The sequence below is a fragment of the Photorhabdus hainanensis genome, from assembly GCF_018448965.1.
Taxonomy (GTDB): Bacteria; Pseudomonadota; Gammaproteobacteria; order Enterobacterales; family Enterobacteriaceae; genus Photorhabdus; species Photorhabdus akhurstii.
This window is the reverse complement of sequence record NZ_RCWD01000017.1, coordinates 60233-80338: the sequence shown is the minus strand read 5'-3', so window position 1 is coordinate 80338 and position 20106 is coordinate 60233. Positions and strand designations below refer to the sequence as shown.

At 39.6% G+C, this 20106-nt stretch carries 21 protein-coding genes; 8 read left to right on the top strand and 13 right to left on the bottom strand.

Annotated features, from left to right (window positions below):
• Positions 1 to 12: 12 nt before the first annotated feature.
• Together nrdB and yfaE are read left to right on the top strand one after the other, a co-directional pair.
• A complete protein-coding gene (gene nrdB, locus EAE92_RS12405; protein ID WP_036781046.1) occupies positions 13 to 1143 on the top strand; it encodes a class Ia ribonucleoside-diphosphate reductase subunit beta in 1131 nt (376 codons plus the stop codon).
• The gene (gene yfaE, locus EAE92_RS12400; protein ID WP_065389825.1) at positions 1143 to 1409 is read left to right on the top strand and encodes a class I ribonucleotide reductase maintenance protein YfaE; all 267 of its coding nucleotides are present in this window, start codon (positions 1143 to 1145) and stop codon (positions 1407 to 1409) included. Before nrdB ends, yfaE begins: the two co-directional genes overlap by 1 nt.
• 121 nt (positions 1410 to 1530) lie before the next feature.
• On the opposite strand, the gene EAE92_RS12395 is transcribed toward yfaE, so the two are convergent.
• Together EAE92_RS12395 and EAE92_RS12390 are read right to left on the bottom strand one after the other, a co-directional pair.
• Complete coding sequence (locus tag EAE92_RS12395; protein WP_110087293.1) at positions 1531 to 1911, bottom strand: type II toxin-antitoxin system YafO family toxin; 381 nt, start codon at positions 1909 to 1911, stop codon at positions 1531 to 1533.
• Positions 1911 to 2531 carry a hypothetical protein gene (locus EAE92_RS12390; protein WP_065389823.1) on the bottom strand — a complete coding sequence of 207 codons (621 nt, stop codon included), beginning with the start codon at positions 2529 to 2531 and terminating at the stop codon, positions 1911 to 1913. The genes EAE92_RS12395 and EAE92_RS12390 overlap by 1 nt, the downstream gene beginning before the upstream one ends.
• 441 nt (positions 2532 to 2972) lie before the next feature.
• Here EAE92_RS12390 and EAE92_RS12385 point away from each other — a divergent pair, with 441 nt between their 5' ends.
• From EAE92_RS12385 to EAE92_RS12370, 4 genes are all read left to right on the top strand, one after another.
• Entirely contained in the window at positions 2973 to 3152 is a 180-nt protein-coding gene (locus tag EAE92_RS12385; protein WP_214068298.1) for a hypothetical protein, read from the top strand.
• A 164-nt stretch (positions 3153 to 3316) separates the two neighbouring features.
• Positions 3317 to 4330, top strand: coding sequence for a PseG/SpsG family protein (locus tag EAE92_RS12380; protein WP_214068297.1), 1014 nt, complete (start codon positions 3317 to 3319; stop codon positions 4328 to 4330).
• A gap of 31 nt (positions 4331 to 4361) precedes the next feature.
• Positions 4362 to 5210: a phytanoyl-CoA dioxygenase family protein gene (locus tag EAE92_RS12375; protein WP_214068296.1), complete on the top strand. Its 849-nt coding sequence runs from the start codon at positions 4362 to 4364 to the stop codon at positions 5208 to 5210.
• A 1-nt stretch (position 5211) separates the two neighbouring features.
• A complete protein-coding gene (locus EAE92_RS12370) occupies positions 5212 to 6222 on the top strand; it encodes a Gfo/Idh/MocA family protein (RefSeq protein ID WP_214068295.1) in 1011 nt (336 codons plus the stop codon).
• Between the two features lie 245 nt (positions 6223 to 6467).
• On the opposite strand, the gene EAE92_RS12365 is transcribed toward EAE92_RS12370, so the two are convergent.
• The 5 genes from EAE92_RS12365 to EAE92_RS12345 form a co-directional block, all read right to left on the bottom strand.
• Positions 6468 to 6974 carry a contact-dependent growth inhibition system immunity protein gene (locus tag EAE92_RS12365; RefSeq protein ID WP_214068294.1) on the bottom strand — a complete coding sequence of 169 codons (507 nt, stop codon included), beginning with the start codon at positions 6972 to 6974 and terminating at the stop codon, positions 6468 to 6470.
• Between the two features lie 163 nt (positions 6975 to 7137).
• Positions 7138 to 7644: a contact-dependent growth inhibition system immunity protein gene (locus EAE92_RS12360; RefSeq protein ID WP_214068293.1), complete on the bottom strand. Its 507-nt coding sequence runs from the start codon at positions 7642 to 7644 to the stop codon at positions 7138 to 7140.
• Positions 7644 to 10706, bottom strand: coding sequence for a DUF637 domain-containing protein (locus EAE92_RS12355; protein WP_246545162.1), 3063 nt, complete (start codon positions 10704 to 10706; stop codon positions 7644 to 7646). The genes EAE92_RS12360 and EAE92_RS12355 overlap by 1 nt, the downstream gene beginning before the upstream one ends.
• A 124-nt stretch (positions 10707 to 10830) precedes the next feature.
• On the bottom strand, positions 10831 to 11502 hold the full coding sequence (locus tag EAE92_RS12350; RefSeq protein ID WP_214068292.1) for a hypothetical protein: 672 nt from the start codon (positions 11500 to 11502) through the stop codon (positions 10831 to 10833).
• 45 nt (positions 11503 to 11547) lie between these two features.
• On the bottom strand, positions 11548 to 12120 hold the full coding sequence (locus EAE92_RS12345; RefSeq protein WP_246545161.1) for a POTRA domain-containing protein: 573 nt from the start codon (positions 12118 to 12120) through the stop codon (positions 11548 to 11550).
• A gap of 363 nt (positions 12121 to 12483) precedes the next feature.
• Here EAE92_RS12345 and tyrP point away from each other — a divergent pair, with 363 nt between their 5' ends.
• Positions 12484 to 13629, top strand: coding sequence for a tyrosine transporter TyrP (tyrP, locus tag EAE92_RS12340; protein WP_246545165.1), 1146 nt, complete (start codon positions 12484 to 12486; stop codon positions 13627 to 13629).
• Positions 13630 to 13685: 56 nt separating this feature from the next.
• Here tyrP and EAE92_RS12335 read toward each other — a convergent pair whose 3' ends face one another.
• Positions 13686 to 14228, bottom strand: a complete 543-nt coding sequence (locus tag EAE92_RS12335; RefSeq protein WP_214068290.1) for a YfaZ family outer membrane protein — start codon at positions 14226 to 14228, stop codon at positions 13686 to 13688.
• A 284-nt stretch (positions 14229 to 14512) separates the two neighbouring features.
• Between EAE92_RS12335 and EAE92_RS12330 the strand changes: the two genes are divergently transcribed.
• Positions 14513 to 15955, top strand: coding sequence for a catalase (locus tag EAE92_RS12330; protein WP_040152034.1), 1443 nt, complete (start codon positions 14513 to 14515; stop codon positions 15953 to 15955).
• An 88-nt stretch (positions 15956 to 16043) separates the two neighbouring features.
• On the opposite strand, the gene EAE92_RS12325 is transcribed toward EAE92_RS12330, so the two are convergent.
• Genes EAE92_RS12325 through menB form a run of 5 tightly spaced genes read right to left on the bottom strand, consistent with a single transcriptional unit; the run spans position 16044 to position 20106 of the window.
• Positions 16044 to 16484 carry a helix-turn-helix domain-containing protein gene (locus EAE92_RS12325; protein ID WP_036811885.1) on the bottom strand — a complete coding sequence of 147 codons (441 nt, stop codon included), beginning with the start codon at positions 16482 to 16484 and terminating at the stop codon, positions 16044 to 16046.
• Positions 16485 to 16494: 10 nt separating this feature from the next.
• Positions 16495 to 16836: a DUF4258 domain-containing protein gene (locus EAE92_RS12320; RefSeq protein WP_036812032.1), complete on the bottom strand. Its 342-nt coding sequence runs from the start codon at positions 16834 to 16836 to the stop codon at positions 16495 to 16497.
• Between the two features lie 53 nt (positions 16837 to 16889).
• Positions 16890 to 18290: an o-succinylbenzoate--CoA ligase gene (gene menE, locus EAE92_RS12315; protein ID WP_214068288.1), complete on the bottom strand. Its 1401-nt coding sequence runs from the start codon at positions 18288 to 18290 to the stop codon at positions 16890 to 16892.
• Entirely contained in the window at positions 18278 to 19249 is a 972-nt protein-coding gene (gene menC, locus EAE92_RS12310) for an o-succinylbenzoate synthase (RefSeq protein WP_214068287.1), read from the bottom strand. The genes menE and menC overlap by 13 nt, the downstream gene beginning before the upstream one ends.
• The gene (menB, locus tag EAE92_RS12305) at positions 19249 to 20106 is read right to left on the bottom strand and encodes a 1,4-dihydroxy-2-naphthoyl-CoA synthase (RefSeq protein ID WP_214068286.1); all 858 of its coding nucleotides are present in this window, start codon (positions 20104 to 20106) and stop codon (positions 19249 to 19251) included. The genes menC and menB overlap by 1 nt, the downstream gene beginning before the upstream one ends.

Sequence of the window (20106 nt, the reverse complement as noted above, 5' to 3'; positions counted from 1 at the left end):
TTTGAGGAAGTTATGGCCTATACCACTTTTTCACAAGTAAAAAACGACCAGTTACAAGAACCGATGTTTTTTGGTCAGCCGGTAAACGTAGCCCGTTATGACCAGCAAAAGTATCCGATTTTCGAGAAATTGATCGAAAAACAGCTCTCTTTCTTCTGGCGCCCGGAAGAAGTTGACGTGTCTCGCGACCGCATTGACTACAATGCGCTGCCTGACCATGAAAAGCATATTTTTATCAGTAACTTAAAATATCAAACGCTGCTGGACTCTATTCAGGGCCGCAGCCCGAACGTGGCTTTTCTGCCCTTGATCTCCATCCCTGAGCTGGAAACTTGGGTCGAAACTTGGTCTTTTTCTGAAACGATTCATTCACGTTCCTACACTCACATCATTCGGAATATCGTTAATGATCCGGCGGTTGTGTTTGATGATATTGTCACCAATGAAGAGATTCTGAAACGGGCGAAAGATATTTCCGCTTATTACGATGATCTGATTGAGATGACTAATCACTACCAGCTATTTGGTGAAGGGACACATCAGATTGCCGGAAAAACCATCACGGTTAGTCTGCGTGAACTGAAAAAGCAACTGTACCTGTGCCTGATGAGCGTTAACGCGCTGGAAGCGATCCGCTTTTACGTCAGTTTTGCCTGTTCATTTGCCTTTGCAGAACGCGAATTGATGGAAGGTAACGCGAAAATCATCAAATTGATCGCCCGTGACGAAGCACTACATCTGACCGGCACACAACATATGCTGAATCTGTTGCGCTCTGGTCAGGACGATCCAGAAATGGCAGAAATCGCCAAAGAGTGTGAACAACAGTGTTATGACCTGTTTGTTCAGGCGGCGGAACAAGAAAAAGAGTGGGCAGATTACCTGTTCAGCGAAGGTTCCATGATTGGTTTGAACAAAGATATTCTGTGTCAATATGTTGAGTACATCACTAACATCCGCATGCAGGCTGTCGGGTTGAAACTGCCATTTGAAACGCGCTCTAACCCAATTCCGTGGATTAACGCTTGGTTGGTGTCTGACAACGTTCAAGTAGCACCGCAGGAAGTTGAAGTTAGCTCATATCTGGTTGGTCAGATTGATGCTGAGGTTAACCCTGACGACCTGAGTGATTTTGAACTCTGATGACAAGCTATAAAGTAACCCTGCATGGTATGCAGGGTTATCATATTGACAGCTCTCCCGAACTGCATAACAGTCTGCTAGAAGCACTGGAACAAGGTAAAATTCAAGCCGAATACCAATGCCGTGAAGGTTATTGCGGCTCTTGCCGTGTCAGATTGATAAAAGGCAAAGTCGGCTATCGACGCAAACCTTTGGCTTTTGTTAATGAAGGCGAGATTTTACCTTGCTGCTGTCATCCACTCAGTGATATTGAGATTGAGCTTTAGTATTTATCTTAAAAACTAACGCTTAATAATGAATACGAATATCCACACCCTGATAGCATGGACAAAGAATCTCCGAATTTATAAGGGCTTTTAATTTATTAACAGCAGGTTATATAGTAATTTAGATGGAATGGAACTCCTCAGCCCTACGCTCTAGCTCTGTAAGAAATGACGTCTTTGCTAATTCGTGAGCCTTTGGGCTCATAATACTTATCACCTGAAAACTCTTACTATCCATCCAATGCTGCACATACACTAAATAATTATCCGAACATCGATCAATCTGTGGCTTATATTTTTCCCACGGTATTTCATCTGGCATCCTAATATGCAATTTATAGATATTTGAATCTAAGGTTCTGCTATTATGTTCCCATTGACCATCCCGGCCAAATACAGAAGGTAATAACGCCGTCCTTTTCCAATGCTCTAACAACTTTGCATAAACTATTGCAACCTCATGAAATTCAACATCTTTATGAACAGTAACACTGACTCCCATTATAAAAATTCCGGCTCTGACAGACCAAGGTTTTTATGTTCTGCTAATATCATCAATTTAACTTCTCTAGAAGTAGGTAAATTATCAGGATGATGTGTCTTTGTCGGAGGCAGGCTTTGTTCAATAGCCGAAAGAATATCACACGCAGTATATTCAGAGTTCGCTATTGCTCGACCGAACTTCACAATATTCACCCGAAATATTTCTCGCTGAGACGGATCTGGAAAATTCTTACTCAGATTATCAGATGACAGAACGATACGTATTGCCTCTTTTATCCTCATGCAATATTCAATGTTGTCATTGGCTAATTTTCTTATGCGTACTGAATTTGAAAACAATTCACCACTCCCCTTAGCAACACGATGAGCGATAGCTTCAGATAACGACTTTCGCGTGTACTCATTCAAACTTTGCAAGTAAGCAGTTGCCTCTGACAAAGGCAGAAAAACCTGTTCATCTTTCAGGTTAAATGTCAATGTAGATATCAAACCTGCCGATTTTTGTATTTCAACGACCGTCATCGGTAGAACGGTACTTTTAGCCGGAACAGGAGCCAGAGACGCCAATAACGCCGCTGTCATCGCTGGGAGAGCCATTGTTTTCACTTGTCTCTTCATATCCTCACCACCTTCAATGTTGATATGTATTGATTATAAATGTTGTGGATTTGATGATCAATTCACCAAATTTCTGGTGACAAAAAAATATTCTGACCGAAAAGCCCACTAAATCACATTTCATCAAGCTAGCATTGACTATATCAATCTACCTCGGATGTTAATATATGAACTAAAAGCCTCTATTAACTTCTTTTTAATCAATTTTAACATTTACCCATTTGGCTATAATTTCATTTCCAATATTATCCGTAGGTTGAATAATTCACAGATGATATTCAGGATGAAAATTAATAATAAATGAATCTGCTATTATTACCTAAATCTCTATCAGGAAAATGCCTGATAAATAAAGTTTCTATATCTATTAAACTTATCTAAATTAACATTTCTCAAGAAATTTATTGAAATTAAGTCAGGTATTTAATTATGGGAGAATATATGAAAGCTGTGTCTAAACACCCTAAAACCACTCATTTTTCACCTGAGAAAAAACCAATCGTCGTATTTGGCGAATCCTCAAAGAAACTCAGACCAATTGGTGTATTGGCAGGAAAAATATCAGTACCAGCAGAAGAAAAGCTTTCCAAATGTGATCTCCTAATACTCTCCCATATTTGAAGGAAAGGAGAATTTAATAGGAGCCATGTAAACATAAAATAACTAAAAATAGTTATTTTTAAATAAAAACATTGTATTCAGAAAAAAAATCAACTTATGCTTCACACTGTTTATCGTAAACTAATTAATGATTATAATCCTCTAATATCTAAAAAAAGTACAAAATGAGAAAAAGAATACTATTTATAGTTGCTGGCTATCCTGGAATCGGAATGGGACATACTTTTAGGGTGGCTGATTTAAGCAAAAGTTTAAAGAATAACGATGTATATGTTTTATGCACTCATGAAAGTATAAACGCTTTTAATTATTTAAAATCTTTAGATATAAAACTTACCCTACAAAATAGGAATATACCCATTTACCAATATGTCAAAAAAATAAATCCAAACTTAGTGATAAATGACACATTAGACACTGATGAAAGTTATATTAATACCATAAAAAATTTAGGCAAAAAAATCATTACATTTGAAGATACTGGGAGTGGTGTAAAGAAAACAGATCTTACTATAAATGCTATTTATTCTTCAGGAAGATATCCTCATGTCCTTTATGGACATAATTATATTGATCTACGAGACGAATTTATTTCATCAAATAGAATAAAAATAAATAAAAGGGTAAAATCTATATTATTATCTTTTGGAGGAGAAGATCCAAACAATCTAACTTTACGATTTTTGAAGTTACTATCCACATGTAATTTCTTCCAAGATATTATAGTAAAAGTTATTACAGGACCGGCTTATCCTTTTATCCAAGAATTAAGTTCTTTCTTAAATTTTGGAAATTATAAAAATATTCAATGGATAAATAATATTAAGACCGGTATGTCCCAACATATGTTGGCTGCTGATATTGCAATCAGTTCTAATGGAAGAACAGTATATGAACTAGCCGCATTAGGTATTCCATCTATATCAATTTCTGCAAATAAACGAGAAAATTTGCATTATTTTTCTAATACAGTAGGTTTTTTCAAATTAGGTTTACATAATGATATTTCTGATGATGTTTTTATAAATTCTATTATAAAAATATTTGATTATGAAACCAGATTAAAAATTCATAGACAAACAATGTGTTTAGATATAAAGACCGGAAAAAAAAGAATAATAAAAATCATTATTAAACTCCTCAATAATCATACTCCAGAAAATTATTTCTCAATATAAAAATAATTTTAATTACTTAAGGTTAGTAAATATGCTAAATAAAGATGAATTATTACAATTTAATAAAGATGGATATATTATTAAACCTATCTTATCAGCATCTAAAATTGATCTATACTTAAATATAATACATAATCATATCAAACAAAATAATGATAAGATGTTTAATATTCAATTTATTCAACCCAAAATGGCAATTAAGGGAATTCAATCAATTATTAATAATAATAAAATTATTGAGATTTGTAGCCATTTATTAAAAGGTGGAGACATCATACTTGATGGTGCTTCATTATTCTACGCAAATAAAGGGGGTGACTACCGTCAAGGCTGGCATCGTGATGTAATACAAATTCCTGATGAAGAAATTCTCGACTCATGGTATTCAGATAAGCATTTCCATAATAATATTCAAATAAACATACCGTTATATAAAGATGAATGTTTATGGTTTGTAAAAGGTAGTCATATTCGTAATTTTAATAATATAGAAAAAGCATTATTTTCTGGTTCAAAAAAAATAGCCCCAATGAAATCGCCTGACATTAATATCGGTGAGAAAATCATACTAAATCCAGGAGAAGCTATCTTTTATAATAACTTGGCAATACATAGAGGATATGGTGGCATACTGAAACATAATCGCGCAACAATACAATTGGGTTACCATACTAATAGATGTGAACCCACATGTCACTTCGGTGTAATGGATTATAAAAAATTTGATGAAGATTATATTAACTCGCTTGATTTAGAAGTAAAAAACATGTTATATAATCATGTATTGGAACGAAAAAAATGGGATAAATCAGAATATTATTATAATCTTCACCAAGATTTTATTAAGAAAGAATTCGATATAAACATATTGGGAAAATAAAATGAAAAAAACAATAAAATGGGGCATTATTGGTTGCGGTGATGTTACTGAAGTAAAAAGCGGCCCTGCCTTTTATAAATTAGATAATTCTGAATTAGTTGCAGTAATGCGGCGCAACGCTAATTTAGCAGAGGATTTTGCTAAGAGACATAATGTCCCTAAATGGTATTCTGACGCTAATTCACTGATTAATGACAAAGACATTGATGCAGTATATATTGCAACACCGCCCTCTACACATAAAGAATATACCATTTTAGCGGCTAAAGCTGGTAAAGCAATATATGTAGAAAAACCTATGGCATTAACATTCGAAGAATGTAATGAGATGATCGAGACTTGTAAATCCCAAAATGTTCCCTTATTTGTAGCTTATTACAGAAGAGCATTGCCAAGATTTTTAAAGATCAAAGAATTAATTGAGTCAGGCGCGATAGGGACACCAAGGATAGTAAACTGTATACTTCATAGAGAGATAGAGCAATGTTACCAAGATCCTCATCATTTACCTTGGGTTGTTAAGCCCGAAATTTCCGGTGGTGGGTTATTTGTTGATTTAGCATGTCATACTCTTGATATATTAGACTTTCTTTTAGGAAGAATTATTTCTGTTAAAGGGCATGCAAATTCTCAGGGAAATATTTATTCTGCGGAAGATTGCGTATCCATGTCATTTATGTTTGAAAACAATATTCAAGGAGTAGGAATATGGAATTTTGCATCGAATTCCAGACATGATAATGTTGAAATAATTGGCAATAAAGGAAAAATATCTTTTTCTACCTTTGGAAATTCAGCTATTTCATATTATGACCAGAATAATAAATTACACCAATTTAATATTGACAATCCAGTACATATAGAAATGCCATTGATTAATACAATAATTAATGAATTACAAGGAAAAGGACTTTGCCCATCAACAGGAGAATCAGGCTCACGAACCAGTTGGGTAATCGACCAAGTATTAAAAGATTATAGGATGAAGAATTATTTACAATATAAAAAATGAATAAATCGGCTTTTAGAGGAAAATAAAACTAAAATATATATGATCTCATTAAAAATATCGGAAGTTAATAAATGATCTAAAAGGCTTTATTAACTTCTTTTTATTACCATTTTTATCAACTAAACCAGTTTTACTATTCATAAGATTTATTCTTAACAGGACAATGCCATATATTCTGTTTACTGATGATTTTATATAATGGATATCGCTATGATCAGTTACGAAATAAAACTTAGGCTCTTTAATCAAACATAACTCCTACAACGCGAAAAAGCCAGCCGTAATGCAGCACCAACTTCCACAGGAGAACTGTCTGCCGGAATGATGACATAATCAATTTCAGAAATACCATCTTCAGACCAACCCGCCAATTTCTCATGGCGGGATGGTCGGATCGTTATTTGACCATCAAGCATACAGATACCACAGCTTAACATTTTCTTAAATAACTGCCGTTTTGAACGGTAATTATAAGATCCCATCATCTCGGTGATCCAATTTTTATACTGTTCAGCATTTACATCATGATCAAAATAATCCCCGTACTTATCCAGCGGGATTACTCTGCTTTTTGATAAAGCATCAAGCACAGCCTTTCCCAACTCTTGATCAGATACAATTGGCTGTAATAAATAGTTACTTCCTGAGGGATCTGCTCCCAATAAACCATTGCCTGAATAGGTTTGTACTGAATAGAAATCACCATTAAATTTAACTCTTGCATTTAACCCTTGTTTAAAATCTGCATTCATTATTTCACCACCGTAATTTTAGCAGTAAGGCTTATTTAATAACTATTTGAATCTTTTCGAGATAATTAGCGGACACATAATAACTACTACGTGTCCACCTTAATTAACTCTATAAATCAAAGATCATGATCAATTTAGTGCAAAAACAACTGTTCATTTATCGTCAAACATAACTTCTGCAACGTGAAAAAGCCAGCCGTAATGCCGCACCAATTTCCTCAGGGGAACTGTCTGCCGAAATCACGACATAATCAGCTGCAGAAATACCATCTCCAGACCAACCTTCCAATTTTTCATGGCTAGATGGTTGTATCGTTATCTCACCATCAAGCATGCAAATACTACAACTCAACATTTTCTTAAATAATCGGCGTTTTGAACGATAGCCATAAGATTTCATCATCTCCGTTATCCAATTTTTATACTGCTCATCACTTGCATCATGATCAAAATAATCCTCACATTCATCAAGTGGGATTACTCTACTTTTTGATAAAGCATCAAGTGCAGCCTTTCCTAATTCTTGATCAGATACAATTGGCTGTAGTAAATGTTTGCTACCTAAGGGATCCGCTCTCAATAAACCATTGCCTGAATAAGTTTTAACAGAATAAAAATCCCCGTTGAACATAGCGCTTGCATTTAACCCTTGTTTAAAATTCATATTCATTATTTCACCACCACAATTTTGACATTAACATTTTTTTCTAGGCCATAAGCTATCACGCGATTAATTTGCTCCCATTGGTCTACTGTTGTAGCTTTTGGCACAGCAACCTGAACTTCACGCTGTGAAATCATCGAAGATGTGATTTCAAACTCTCCTTTTTTGTGTTTATTAAAACCCGCCACTGAATCAATATTCCCTTTCATTGACGTATATATCTGCTTGGGATCCTTTATCCGTGCTGGTGTGCGTGTATCTATAGTTTTAACACTAACGGCTGTACGTGTTCCGATATCATAAAAATCAAAAGTCTTAAATCCTGTGGGTAGCCGAGTACCTTTAGACATCTGTGTAGCAACAAAATCCTCAAAAGGATACCCCTGCTTATAGTTACCTTCTCCCCATGCCATCTGGGTTTTACTACCATCTTTTTCTACCCGATATACATGACGGATGTCTACTGTTGGGTGCGGATCTTTTGAGATAACTTTCGACAATTTAGATGTGGCAGATGTAGACCCTTTGACTGCACCAAAGCCACCACCGACCATACTGGCAATTCCAGTAACCAGTTTTCCTATTTCCAGACCCGCATTATAGGCCCCCTCAGAACCCGCTTTTTCATATTCAGCTTTAACAATATCAAGCTGCTTGAGATAACTATCCTTTGTTGCCTGCCAGATAAAGCCAGGCATATCCTCCTGAATCAACAGTGTTCTAAGCGATTCAATGACTTCCGAAGGATTAGATACCGCTCCGACAATTGCCATCACACTATCATAGAGTTCTGATGGAATACCGGATACAAATCCCGCAGCCAGATAGCCATCTTGAGTGTTACTAATCAAACCCCATTTAGCAAAAATCTGCGCTTTTTTAAGGTAACTGGACTCGGCAGCAAGCTCTTTTTCCATTAATTCCCGTTGATGATGGGCCAAGTAGTTATAGCGGAAAGTGTTTTCTGCACTGCTTGCTCCGCTGTAAGCGCCATCAGCTTTACCGGTAAACACTGCGCCGGCAAAGCCGCCAAAAACACGGGCAATTTGCGCCTGCCGTTCAGATGTTCTCTGCCACTCTTCGGCTTTAATGAGATTATCTCCCATCATGACGCCTGCCAGTTCCGCAACCAAAGCTCCCGCCATTGCGCCTTTAACATTTCCTCTGCCAATTTCAGCGCTGACCCCTGCTACAACTGCGTGGCTTAACATTTTACCCGGTATGCCCAATACCTCGCCGTTGTCACCAATCAATCTGGCGCCTTCCGCATTAATCTGGCTGCCAATATTAGCCAACAGAGCAGTAGTCAAATTATCTTTAAAGCTGCCGCCGTTAATGGCAGTATTCAGACTGGAACTAATAATGGATTGACCAGCGACCCGTTGGACGACTTTGTTCCAATCACCATTGTTGATTTGAGGTAATTTCGCTTTTGTGGGATCTAATTTAGTACCATCAGCCGCTTTATCCCATCCCATGTAGGAATCAAATCCGGCCAATGCGCCACCAATCGCCATTGAGGTAATGGTTGATTTAACCGCATCACTGCTACCTAATACTTTTAGCGCTTTGGATATGTCCCCCTGATTATCCACAATAGCAACGGCCGCCTGTGCCGCCAGTGATGACATTCCTGCGGTTAACGCTCCACCCGCAACGCTATTACCCGCATAAGATGCGACAGATGCCGCTAAAGAACTGCCTGCGGTTGCCGCCGCCGCTGCAATAGCAATTACCGCAGAAACTACTGGATTCAAATGCTGGCTCTTGTGATCCCAACTGTCATAAGCGTCTTTGACCAAATTCCACTGAATATCTTTATTTTCTCGAAGCCCTTTCAACCAAGCTGTTTCTGGCGTATTTCCCAATACGGCTAATACATTTTGCAATGACTGACCATTTTTAGCTTTAATATCAGCACTAACACCGTTGGCTGCTTCCACTGTAAGTTTTCCACCAGTGAAAATCTGCGGTAATACCCATTGGGTTTCGGTATAACCTTTATCCCTTTGCTTAATATAAAAGCCTTTGGAATAGGTAATAGTCTGTTCAAAAGAGGTATTTTTTACCGCCTTAAAATTAACTTTACCGTGAGTGCTGGTCAGTTTGGCGTTTTTATTAGTCGCAATTTTACTGGCTTCGTAAGTACTATCATCCCGACTTAACAGGTTAATATCACCACCTGCGGTAAATTCAGTGACTTTATTAGTAACATCATGGCGGGTACGTTTAATAGTTTTCTTTTTGCCATACCACTTACGTTTGGTTTCTGTTTTCTCATAATGGCTAGATTCTTCCATCGCCTGAGCGTACAGATAACCGCCTTTAGCCGCGACGTCCATTGCACCTTTGGCAGTCAGTTTAGTGGCTTGGAAAAGAATACTGCCGTTTGAAATAACAGCTAGTATACCGCCACTAGTCAATACAGTACCTTGCTGTGTGACTGATTCAGTGAATTCCCTGCCTTTTTCCCGGTAAGAATGATTCTGCACTGATTCAAAACGCATATTACCGCCGGAAGAAATCGTTGTATTTCCTCCTGAGCTTAATGTAGCGCCTTGGGTAATCAGCGTTCCATTAGCAGCTAAGGTAAGCTGTTTTCCACCATTAACTACAGCAACGATATGGCGATCATCTTTATTGTTATCGTTCTTATTATCAATAGCGGAATAGCCCAGTGCGGATAGGTTAATATTCCGACCTGCTGATAATAATGTGTTACCTTTGGCGTTAATTTGAGCCGCCTTGCCATTGATATCTGCCCCACTGATAATATTGATATTATTTCCTGCGGTTAATCGGCTACTTAATTCTCCTGAACGCGATGAGGAAAATAGTTTATTCAGTGAAGGCGATAATTCACGGGGAGTGAGATCAATGTTTTTTGCAGAGGTCAAGTTGATATCTTTTACCGCTGAAACATTAACACCCTTAATAGATAAATTTCCGCCAGCATTAATCACAACAGAACTTTTAGCATCAAGTTTACCTATTGTAGATAACATCTGATTAAACAGCGTTTGTTCTTTATTTTCAGCATTCACATCCCCCATTCGTTTATGTGTCAATAACTCACTGTTATTATCAATGGTAATAAATAACGTTTCGTAATTATGCTACACATAGCCTTCTTCAACCCATTGCTATACATAGAATTATGAGTGGTATAAGATGTAGCACTATTTTGAAATCTTATTTATCATGATTTGCAGTTAAAGAAATATTATGACTTTTCGTTAAGAAAATATTGCGAAGAAGAATATTTTTACCTGCATGTAAGAGTAAATCACCAGTAGCTTCCAAGCTGCTTATTTTACGCGTATTATCAGGATTAAAATATTCTGGTTTACTACTACTTTGAAATCGAATATCCCCACTGCGACTGATAATAGTTACATCCTTTCCTTTTAATTCACCTTGCAAAGCATTAATGTTATTAGCCGCTGTCATCGATAAACTATTTGACGAAACCAATGCGGCATTATTAAGATTAATATCATTCTCGGAAATAATATTTAACCCATCAGTCGCCTTTAGTTTATCAGTAATATTAATTTTACCTGCGTGAAGCAAAATGTTTTTTGCTGATAATGTGTCAGGTCGGGCAGTTACAGTCACTTCAGACGGGTTTTTATTCCCAACTGGCAACGAACTCTGAATATTTATCAAATCTCTGAAATCAGCGACCAGATTACCCCCAGCCTTTATTTCAGCTCTTTTATGAGTTCCTTCTATCCATGTATATAAGTTATTTGATTTTTTGGCTTCAAAAATTTGACTTCTTGGAAATATAGGTTCAGGAATATCTAAATCATATACACCATACCCATTCATTGTTCCAAAACTTAAACTCTCATTATTCAATGAACCTCCAGTCAAAAATAAATCACCCTTAGCTTCAATATTACTTCACTTGTTATTTATGATTAACGAATTTATATAGGCATTACCACCTGAACTAATAATAGACGATGAAGACATATTAACAGAGTAAACTTGTCTTGTTTTATTAACATAATTGGAGTTATACAAGTCTACACTTCCAAACCATTTATCAGGCTCATCATCCTGTGCTCTGAGTCCAGCCTGAGAAGTGACATAACCTCGCTCGATATAGGCATTCGATACTTTACGCACCAGTTCATTAATATCTGACAAGGTTAAGCAACGGGACAAATAAGGCTGTATTAACTTTTCCCGTACTGATTGGGAAAGGCTTTCAACACCTTCAAGTTGAATATGGTGAACGGTATGACAAACAGATTTAGCGCCATCAGTTTCGGGTTCTAAATCTGGAGACAAAGTGATGTTGTTAAGTAACGCCTCCCGCTGCTGTTGAGCCTGCTGCAATAACTCTTTCTGTTGTTGAGTGATAACCTCTTGATCCGCCGGGCCAATAAACTCTGAAGCATAAGCTTGCCCCGACATAGCGAACAGAACAGATACAACTAATGTCCTAAAACAAACAGTTATTCTTTCCATTGATAATTTTTATTTCACCATGCGTTAATTGTTAAAATAATGAATAACGTCTTATTTTAATTGGTAATCTAGATGAAAATAAAAAATTATATTATTTAAGTGTGAATAAAGTCTGGTTTTTTAAATACTCAATAGAATAAATAACTTTTTATATTTAATGAAATACATAATTTAGGATCATGCAAAAACGCAATTGTAATTATTTATTTACACTAAGTGTAACCTTAATTTGACATAAATAAATTATTCCTTTAGCCTGCCTTTCCATAACGATTTCAATCAGTTCATAAACTAGGGGAAAGCGTGAAGAATCGTACTCTTGGCAGTATTTTTATCGTAGCGGGCACGACAATTGGCGCAGGAATGCTGGCGATGCCGCTGGCAGCAGCCGGTGTCGGTTTTGGAACAACCTTTGTGATGTTAGTCGCTCTTTGGGTTTTGATGAGCTATACCGCTTTATTGCTGGTGGAAGTTTATCAATACAGCCCGGCTGATATGGGCCTGGGAACGCTGGCAAAACGTTATCTTGGTCGAGGAGGCCAATGGCTCACCGGTTTCAGTATGCTCTTCCTCATGTATGCCCTGACAACCGCTTATATCAGTGGCGCCGGTGAGTTGTTGTCAGGCAGCCTCTCTTCATGGCTGGGTAAACCCATATCTGTTTCATTTGGCGTACTGATTTTCACCCTTGTCGCAGGTTGTGTTGTCACTATCGGCACTCAATCCGTCGATATGATTAACCGCCTGCTATTTACTGCAAAAATCATCTTCCTGGTTATTATGCTGACCGTCATGATGCCCCACATCAAAAGCACTAATCTGATGTCAATGCCTTTGGAACAGGGTTTGGTATTATCGGCTATTCCCGTGGTATTCACCTCTTTTGGTTTTCACGGCAGTGTGCCAAGTATTGTGAATTATATGGGAGGCGATACCCAAAAGTTACGCAAAATATTTGTTATCGGCAGTGCTATCCCACTGACTGCCTACATTCTATGGCAATTAGCTACACTGGGCGCAATCTCTTCCCACACTTTTGTCGGGATCTTAGCGGAGCAATCAGGGCTGAATGGGCTGCTAAAAGCGGTGAGAGAAGTTGTCGCGACGCCTCGTGTAGAGCTTGCGGTCCGTCTGTTTGCTGACTTGGCGCTGGCAACCTCATTTCTTGGGGTCTCCTTAGGTTTGTTTGATTACATGGCAGATCTGTTCAAACGCCGTAATAATGCGACAGGCCGCCTGCAAACCGGCATCATCACTTTTGTTCCACCGTTGCTTTGCTCCTTATACTATCCAAACTTTGTTATGGCGTTAACTTTCGCCGCAGTAGCACTCTCTATTCTCGCCTTGTTACTGCCTTCCATGCTGGCATGGCGCAGCCGCCAAATTGAGCAAAGAGCCTATCGGGTAAAAGGCGGAAAACCCGTTTTGATTCTGATATTTCTTTGCGGAATTACGGTAATTACTATCCAAATAGGGATTGTCAGTGGTTTATTGCCAGAAGTGGGCTAATTGGAAGTCGAAACTGTCCGCATCAGAAATGGTGCGGACGGCATGGAAAAAGTAAATTAAAAATTCAAACCGGCACCGATATAAAATCCATCAGCCAATTTGTTATCTCTGTTTCCCTCTTTCCCTTTCATGTTCATAACCCGATAACCTGCATCCACTGTCAACGGTTTAAATACGGTAAAACGTAAGCCACCAGCAGCCTCAGCATAAGAATTAATACCCGAAGTTAATCGGGATGGCGCGCCGTAAACTTCACCGTACAGAGCTAAAGAGGGCATAACAGTCCAACTCAAACCCACACCTACCGCTAATGCCTCACCATTTTTCCCATCTTTAGGGGATAAGTAGAGGGCCTTACCGCCAATGCTGGCCGTCAATGGACCAACAGGCAGACTAAATGCGGTTCCCAAACTTCCCAACTGACCGTTATGATCACTACGAGCCCAGTTGCCGTTAAAAGATAACCCAGCACTGTTATCACCAATTGCCGCAGAAGTATTGGTGAAATGACGACCAGCCTGAACATTCACGGAAATTGCATTCGCAGATTCAGCAATGAACAACAAACCGGTCGCTACCGCAGCAAGATAAATCTTCATTACATTTCCTCTTTATTTACTTAATGTTACACATCTTACGTAAATACAACTAAACCGATAGACAACAAAAAGAAATGAATCATCTATACTTACTAAATATGTGTGAATTCTTCATTTCACGTACTTAATAATTAACTATATAAATAATTTCAAATTAAATAGTAAATAATAAAATAATAAATAAATTATAAAAAAACACAATATTTGCATTTCGCCATTGACCAGAACATTTTTCTTAATCAGCGATTCCGCTGTTTTTTTTCATGTAAAACAGGAGAAGTGTGATGAAAAAGAGAGGACTTACAACGAATGCTGGCGCCCCTGTCGTTGACAACAATAATGTCATGACCGCGGGTCAACGTGGTCCTATGTTGTTACAAGATGTTTGGTTCTTAGAAAAGCTTGCCCATTTTGATCGTGAAGTGATCCCAGAACGCCGTATGCATGCCAAAGGTTCTGGAGCTCATGGCATTTTTGTGGTTACTCACGATATTACTAAGTACACCCGAGCTAAGATTTTTTCTGAAATAGGCAAAAAAACCGAGATGTTTGCCCGTTTCTCAACCGTCGCCGGTGAGCGCGGCGCAGCAGATGCTGAACGTGACATTCGTGGTTTTGCGCTTAAGTTCTATACTGAAGAAGGTAACTGGGATTTAGTCGGCAACAACACCCCGATATTCTATCTTCGTGATCCACTGAAGTTCCCAGATCTTAACCATGTTGTTAAACGCGATCCCCACACTAATTTACGCAATCCTGCCTATAAATGGGATTTTCTCTCTCATCAACCTGAAACACTGCACCAATTAACCATTGATTTCAGTGACCGTGGCGTACCTAAATCTTTCCGTCATATGCACGGTTTTGGTAGCCATGCTTTCAGCTTTATCAACGCAGATAATGAACGTTTCTGGGTGAAATTCCATTTCCGTTGTCAGCAAGGCATTAAAAACCTGATGGACGAAGAGGCAGAAGCGCTGGTGGGTAAAGATCGTGAAAGTTCTCAGCGTGATTTGTTTGCAGCAATTGAGCAAGGAGATTATCCACGCTGGAAATTAAAAGTTCAAATCATGCCAGAGAAAGAAGCTAATCTGTTACCGTACAACCCATTTGATTTGACCAAAGTATGGCCTCACGGCGACTACCCGATGATTGATGTCGGTTATTTCGAGCTAAACCGTAATCCTGATAACTATTTCTCAGACGTTGAACAGGCAGCTTTCAACCCCGCTAATGTCGTGCCGGGTATCAGTTTCTCTCCTGATAAGATGTTACAAGGCCGTCTGTTCTCTTATGGTGATGCTCAACGTTACCGTCTTGGCGTTAACCACCATCAAATTCCGGTCAATACACCTCGTTGTCCGTTCCATAATTACCACCGTGATGGGGCAATGCGTGTCGATGGCAACAGCGGAAACACGGTAACTTATGAACCAAACAATGCAGGATTGTTCCAGGAACAACCTGAATTCAAACATCCATCATTAGCTTTAGAAGGAGATGCCGACCACTGGAACCATCGTCAAGATGAAGATTATTTCAGCCAGCCTCGTAAACTGTTTATGTTAATAAACAGTAAAGAGCATCAACGTATGTTTGATCGTATCGCCAGTGAGCTATCACAAGCACATGAAGATACTCAACGTCGTCAGGTTGAGCTATTTAGAAAAGTTCACCCAGAATATGGCGCCGGTGTTGAAAACGCGCTGAAAAAAATGAAAGGATAATGTCTAACAACACAGTTTTTTAACCATCTCTGCCCATTATTACACGATAAATAATGGGCAGTACGAAGTGTTCAATTGAATATTTTCATCATGCCAGCTTTTGCCACATATTATTTTTTTCAGCAAAAACCAATTTTTCTGCTTGCTGCTGGATACTGGTTTCTGACAACTTTCTCAGCATGTCACCAATATAACTTTGCTCATCAATTGATTCTGTGTAGAGAGAACGTAAAGCAACATCGGCAACCCTTGGAATACCAGATTGCCCCTTTTCCCAACGAGCAATTGTCTGGATATCAACGCCCAACAAGTTAGACAAGAGCTTTTGCGACATATTCATTTCAATACGTAAAAAACGAACTTCTTCTGCTGACAGTGGGCGTTTCAGTGAAACTAATACCTTAGCAATTAAACGATGCAATTCATCAAGATTGTCGATACTGATATAAACTTCACCATCAGTTATTTCCTGTTGAAATCCATTCGCTAACCAAATATTTGATAATCCACTTTCAACATAATGATACATAATATTATCCTTATTTAACTATTACCGTAATCACAAAACAAGACGGGTCATACTCACATCTTTTTAAAACAATAACGACTTCGATCAATTCTCCCGCCGCAATGCCTTGAAGATTGAATTTCCAATCACCACTCGCCGTTTGATGTGGTTGCTCTGTTATATGATTATGTCGGCTCTTTAATACGTTAATGATTTGCCGAGTCGTCACTCCTCGCTCAACCATTCTTTGTTTAACATGATGAGTATATTTAATACGCCCCGTGTGATTCTCAGCTAACTCACTGATAATTCTCTTTGCTGATACAGAATTCAGAGGAAATTCTCTGATTATAGGCAATCCATTTTCTTCCATGAAATCTCCTATCAAAAAGATATCTATCATTATGATAGCTTGAGCGACATAGTTCAAGAAAAACTGGGTAAATCCATCACCCATTTTTTAATTTGCTGACGGGAAATTTTAATGCCGTTATTTTTAAACTGTTTAGGTAACAGATAGTAAGCTACCGGGCGCTGAAAAGAAGCCAGTTTACCAATCAACCATTCAGGCAATGTATCAATGACCTCAGATGAATTACTGTCTATCACCGCGACAGGGCGATAACCAAATTCAGGGTCGGGTACGGGAACAATGAAGTTTTGCGCGACCTGTGGATAAGTATTAATCACCCGTTCAATATCTTCCGGCTGAATCCCTTCTCCACCACTGAAAAATTGATTATCCATCCGGCCAAGTATTCGCAACTCACCATTTTGTCTCACTCCTCGATCACGGGTATGAAACCAGCCATCATGATCAGTCAATGGTTGTAATTTACCATCCAGCCAATATCCGTTAGCGAGGCTGCCAGAACGAATCTGAATTTCTTCATTTATCAGCCGAATTTCTTTGCCCGGTAAGGGATTGCCGACACCGGGAAGATAGTCTGCCCGTTTAATGCATACGGTTGAAGCCAGCTCGGTCAAACCATAACTACACCAACAGCGAATACCTTGCTGCTCCGCTTTTTGAGTCAATTCAATGGGGATCATTGATCCACCCAAAAGTACTTCTTTCAAATTCAGTGACTGATTTTGTGGCGGCTCCAGTAACCGCCAAAGCTGAGTTGGAACTAATGACGCGTGGGTGCAATCGGCTAAAGCGTGCTCTAACAGACTGGTATTTCTTATTACTAAAGAAGCCCCTTTGATTAACCAGCGCCAAATGATCCCCTGACCAGATACATGAAACAACGGCAATGAAAGCAACCAGCTATCTTGCTGCTGAAAATCGATTGCTGAAAGTACATCTTGCGCACTGGCAAGATGAGCATGAATCGAGTGAACAGCCGCTTTAGGCACCCCGGAAGAGCCAGAGGTCAGTATCATACTGGCCGGGCGCATAGCATCCCATGCCACTGAATTATCGCCAGAATTCAGTGGTTCACTTTTCCAATCGAGGGATCTGGCATCCATCACAGGCAAACTGTCATCACAAAAATCAGCCACGAAATCGATATTCAAATGCGGCAGTAATTGAGCCAAGAGCATTTCAGGCAATTGAGGATTCAACGGCAATACCCGCGCACCACACTGTAACGCCGCGAGATAACAAAACAGCATCTCTTCGCTATTCTTCCCTCTCAGCATGACGCCACTGCCTTCAACTACCCCCTGCTGACGAAAATTAGCCGCTATCGTATCCAAAGAGATAGCTAATTGCTGCCAGGTTAGAGAACGATCATACAACTTAACAGCCATATTTTCAGGGCTAAACGATGCCCAGTAGCGCCACGGCCACTGGGTAAATGAATTTAACTGCGCCATGCGATTTCTAACTCGTCCAATCCTGTTACTGGCATCATGCTACCCAACCAACGGCGTACTAACTGAGACTGAATCAATTCCAACGTATCCAGTCCAGGAATAGTCGCTGGCGTCAGCCAATGAGCAATACGGGCAAGCTGAGTCAAACCAAAGCTGGTTTCAATACTGGAGCTGATCACCGCCTCCAATCCCGCATTGTGCGCGGCTGAAATCAACTGACAGCAACGGGCAAGGCTTCCTATCAGAGTGGGTTTTATCACAATAGCTGTCACCCCTGCTTGTGCCGCTACGTTAAAACCTTCATCACGAACGCTTTCATCCCATGCAATGGCGATCCCTGTATCACGGGCAAAAGCGAGTGATTGTTCCGGGGTTTGACAAGGTTCTTCCAAAAAGGCAATGCGGTGGCGGTAATCAGGATTGACATACTTAGCGAAACTGTCCGCTTTAGCACGGCTCCAACTACGGTTAGCATCCAGCCGCAAAGACAAATCCGGTATCGCTTCCAGCAAAACGTTAACGACCATGCCATCACGTACAGCTTCATACAGCCCGATTTTCACTTTGGCGACTTTTTGCCCACTCATGTTACTGAGACGAACAATCAGTTCATCAGGATCGCCATTACACAGTGGCGCTTTCCGGTAGTCAGCATCTTGCGGTAATTTACCCTGCAATTCAGCTAATGCGCAGCTAATCCCAAATGCGACAGAAGGTAATTCACTTTCATCAGGTTCAGCGCCAAGGCGCCACCGTTTTAGCCATGCCACCGCAGCTTCACCTGCCTGTTCAACTGTTTCTTTGCTGAATTCCGGTAGTGGTGCAATTTCACCCCATCCCTGTTGACCATTTTCCTGTAAATGAATCAAAAAACCATCACGAGTTTTAAGCCGCTGATATCGCAGGATAACGCCTGCCTCCATTGGCAATCTGAACCGATATAAAGTTGCAGTACGCATTATGGATTACGTTTAAATTTACTAAAATCAGGGTGGCGTTTCTCAACGAATGCATTACGCCCCTCCTGCCCCTCTTCTGTCATATAGAAAAGCATGGTGGCGTTACCTGCCAGCTCCTGCAATCCAGACTGACCATCACAATCCGCATTTAGAGCCGCTTTTAAGCAGCGCAGGGCCATTGGGCTATTTTTCAGCATTTCACGACACCAGCGAACAGTCTCTTTTTCCAGATCCGCATAAGGCACAACTGTGTTAACCAGCCCCATCTCCAACGCTTGTTTAGCATCATATTGACGACACAAGAACCAAATTTCGCGGGCTTTTTTCTGACCAACAATCCGTGCCATGTAAGATGCTCCCCAACCGCCGTCAAAAGAACCCACTTTAGGCCCAGTCTGACCGAAAATAGCGTTATCAGCCGCAATGGTCAGATCACACACCAAATGCAGTACATGACCACCACCAATCGCATATCCAGCAACCATAGCAACGACGGGTTTTGGACAAGTGCGAATCTGGCGCTGGAAATCCAAGACATTCAGGTGATGCATGCCGTTGTCATCTTTATAACCACCATGATCGCCGCGGACTTTTTGATCACCACCAGCACAAAAAGCTTTTTCACCTCTACCCGTCAGGATTATCACACCGATATTGTCATCATAACGGGCATCATCCAACGCCAGCATCATCTCTTTAACCGTCAATGGCCGGAATGCGTTGCGTACTTGCGGGCGATTAATGGTGATTTTAGCCATACCATCGGTGGATTTGTGATAAAAAATATCTTCAAACCCTTCGGAGTAGTCCTGCCATACAATTGGGGCATAAAGTTCTTCTTCGCTCGGGTAAATCAT

What these genes read in the sequence shown, in the direction of transcription:
- nrdB (WP_036781046.1), top strand. Translation starts at nt 13, where the DNA reads ATGGCCTATACCACTTTTTCACAAGTAAAAAACGACCAGTTACAAGAA.
- yfaE (WP_065389825.1), top strand. Translation starts at nt 1,143, where the DNA reads ATGACAAGCTATAAAGTAACCCTGCATGGTATGCAGGGTTATCATATT.
- EAE92_RS12395 (WP_110087293.1), bottom strand. Translation starts at nt 1,911, where the DNA reads ATGGGAGTCAGTGTTACTGTTCATAAAGATGTTGAATTTCATGAGGTT.
- EAE92_RS12390 (WP_065389823.1), bottom strand. Translation starts at nt 2,531, where the DNA reads ATGAAGAGACAAGTGAAAACAATGGCTCTCCCAGCGATGACAGCGGCG.
- EAE92_RS12385 (WP_214068298.1), top strand. Translation starts at nt 2,973, where the DNA reads ATGAAAGCTGTGTCTAAACACCCTAAAACCACTCATTTTTCACCTGAG.
- EAE92_RS12380 (WP_214068297.1), top strand. Translation starts at nt 3,317, where the DNA reads ATGAGAAAAAGAATACTATTTATAGTTGCTGGCTATCCTGGAATCGGA.
- EAE92_RS12375 (WP_214068296.1), top strand. Translation starts at nt 4,362, where the DNA reads ATGCTAAATAAAGATGAATTATTACAATTTAATAAAGATGGATATATT.
- EAE92_RS12370 (WP_214068295.1), top strand. Translation starts at nt 5,212, where the DNA reads ATGAAAAAAACAATAAAATGGGGCATTATTGGTTGCGGTGATGTTACT.
- EAE92_RS12365 (WP_214068294.1), bottom strand. Translation starts at nt 6,974, where the DNA reads ATGAATGCAGATTTTAAACAAGGGTTAAATGCAAGAGTTAAATTTAAT.
- EAE92_RS12360 (WP_214068293.1), bottom strand. Translation starts at nt 7,644, where the DNA reads ATGAATATGAATTTTAAACAAGGGTTAAATGCAAGCGCTATGTTCAAC.
- EAE92_RS12345 (WP_246545161.1), bottom strand. Translation starts at nt 12,120, where the DNA reads ATGGAAAGAATAACTGTTTGTTTTAGGACATTAGTTGTATCTGTTCTG.
- tyrP (WP_246545165.1), top strand. Translation starts at nt 12,484, where the DNA reads ATGCTGGCGATGCCGCTGGCAGCAGCCGGTGTCGGTTTTGGAACAACC.
- EAE92_RS12335 (WP_214068290.1), bottom strand. Translation starts at nt 14,228, where the DNA reads ATGAAGATTTATCTTGCTGCGGTAGCGACCGGTTTGTTGTTCATTGCT.
- EAE92_RS12330 (WP_040152034.1), top strand. Translation starts at nt 14,513, where the DNA reads ATGAAAAAGAGAGGACTTACAACGAATGCTGGCGCCCCTGTCGTTGAC.
- EAE92_RS12325 (WP_036811885.1), bottom strand. Translation starts at nt 16,484, where the DNA reads ATGTATCATTATGTTGAAAGTGGATTATCAAATATTTGGTTAGCGAAT.
- EAE92_RS12320 (WP_036812032.1), bottom strand. Translation starts at nt 16,836, where the DNA reads ATGGAAGAAAATGGATTGCCTATAATCAGAGAATTTCCTCTGAATTCT.
- menE (WP_214068288.1), bottom strand. Translation starts at nt 18,290, where the DNA reads ATGGCGCAGTTAAATTCATTTACCCAGTGGCCGTGGCGCTACTGGGCA.
- menC (WP_214068287.1), bottom strand. Translation starts at nt 19,249, where the DNA reads ATGCGTACTGCAACTTTATATCGGTTCAGATTGCCAATGGAGGCAGGC.
- menB (WP_214068286.1), bottom strand. Translation starts at nt 20,106, where the DNA reads ATGATTTACCCGAGCGAAGAAGAACTTTATGCCCCAATTGTATGGCAG.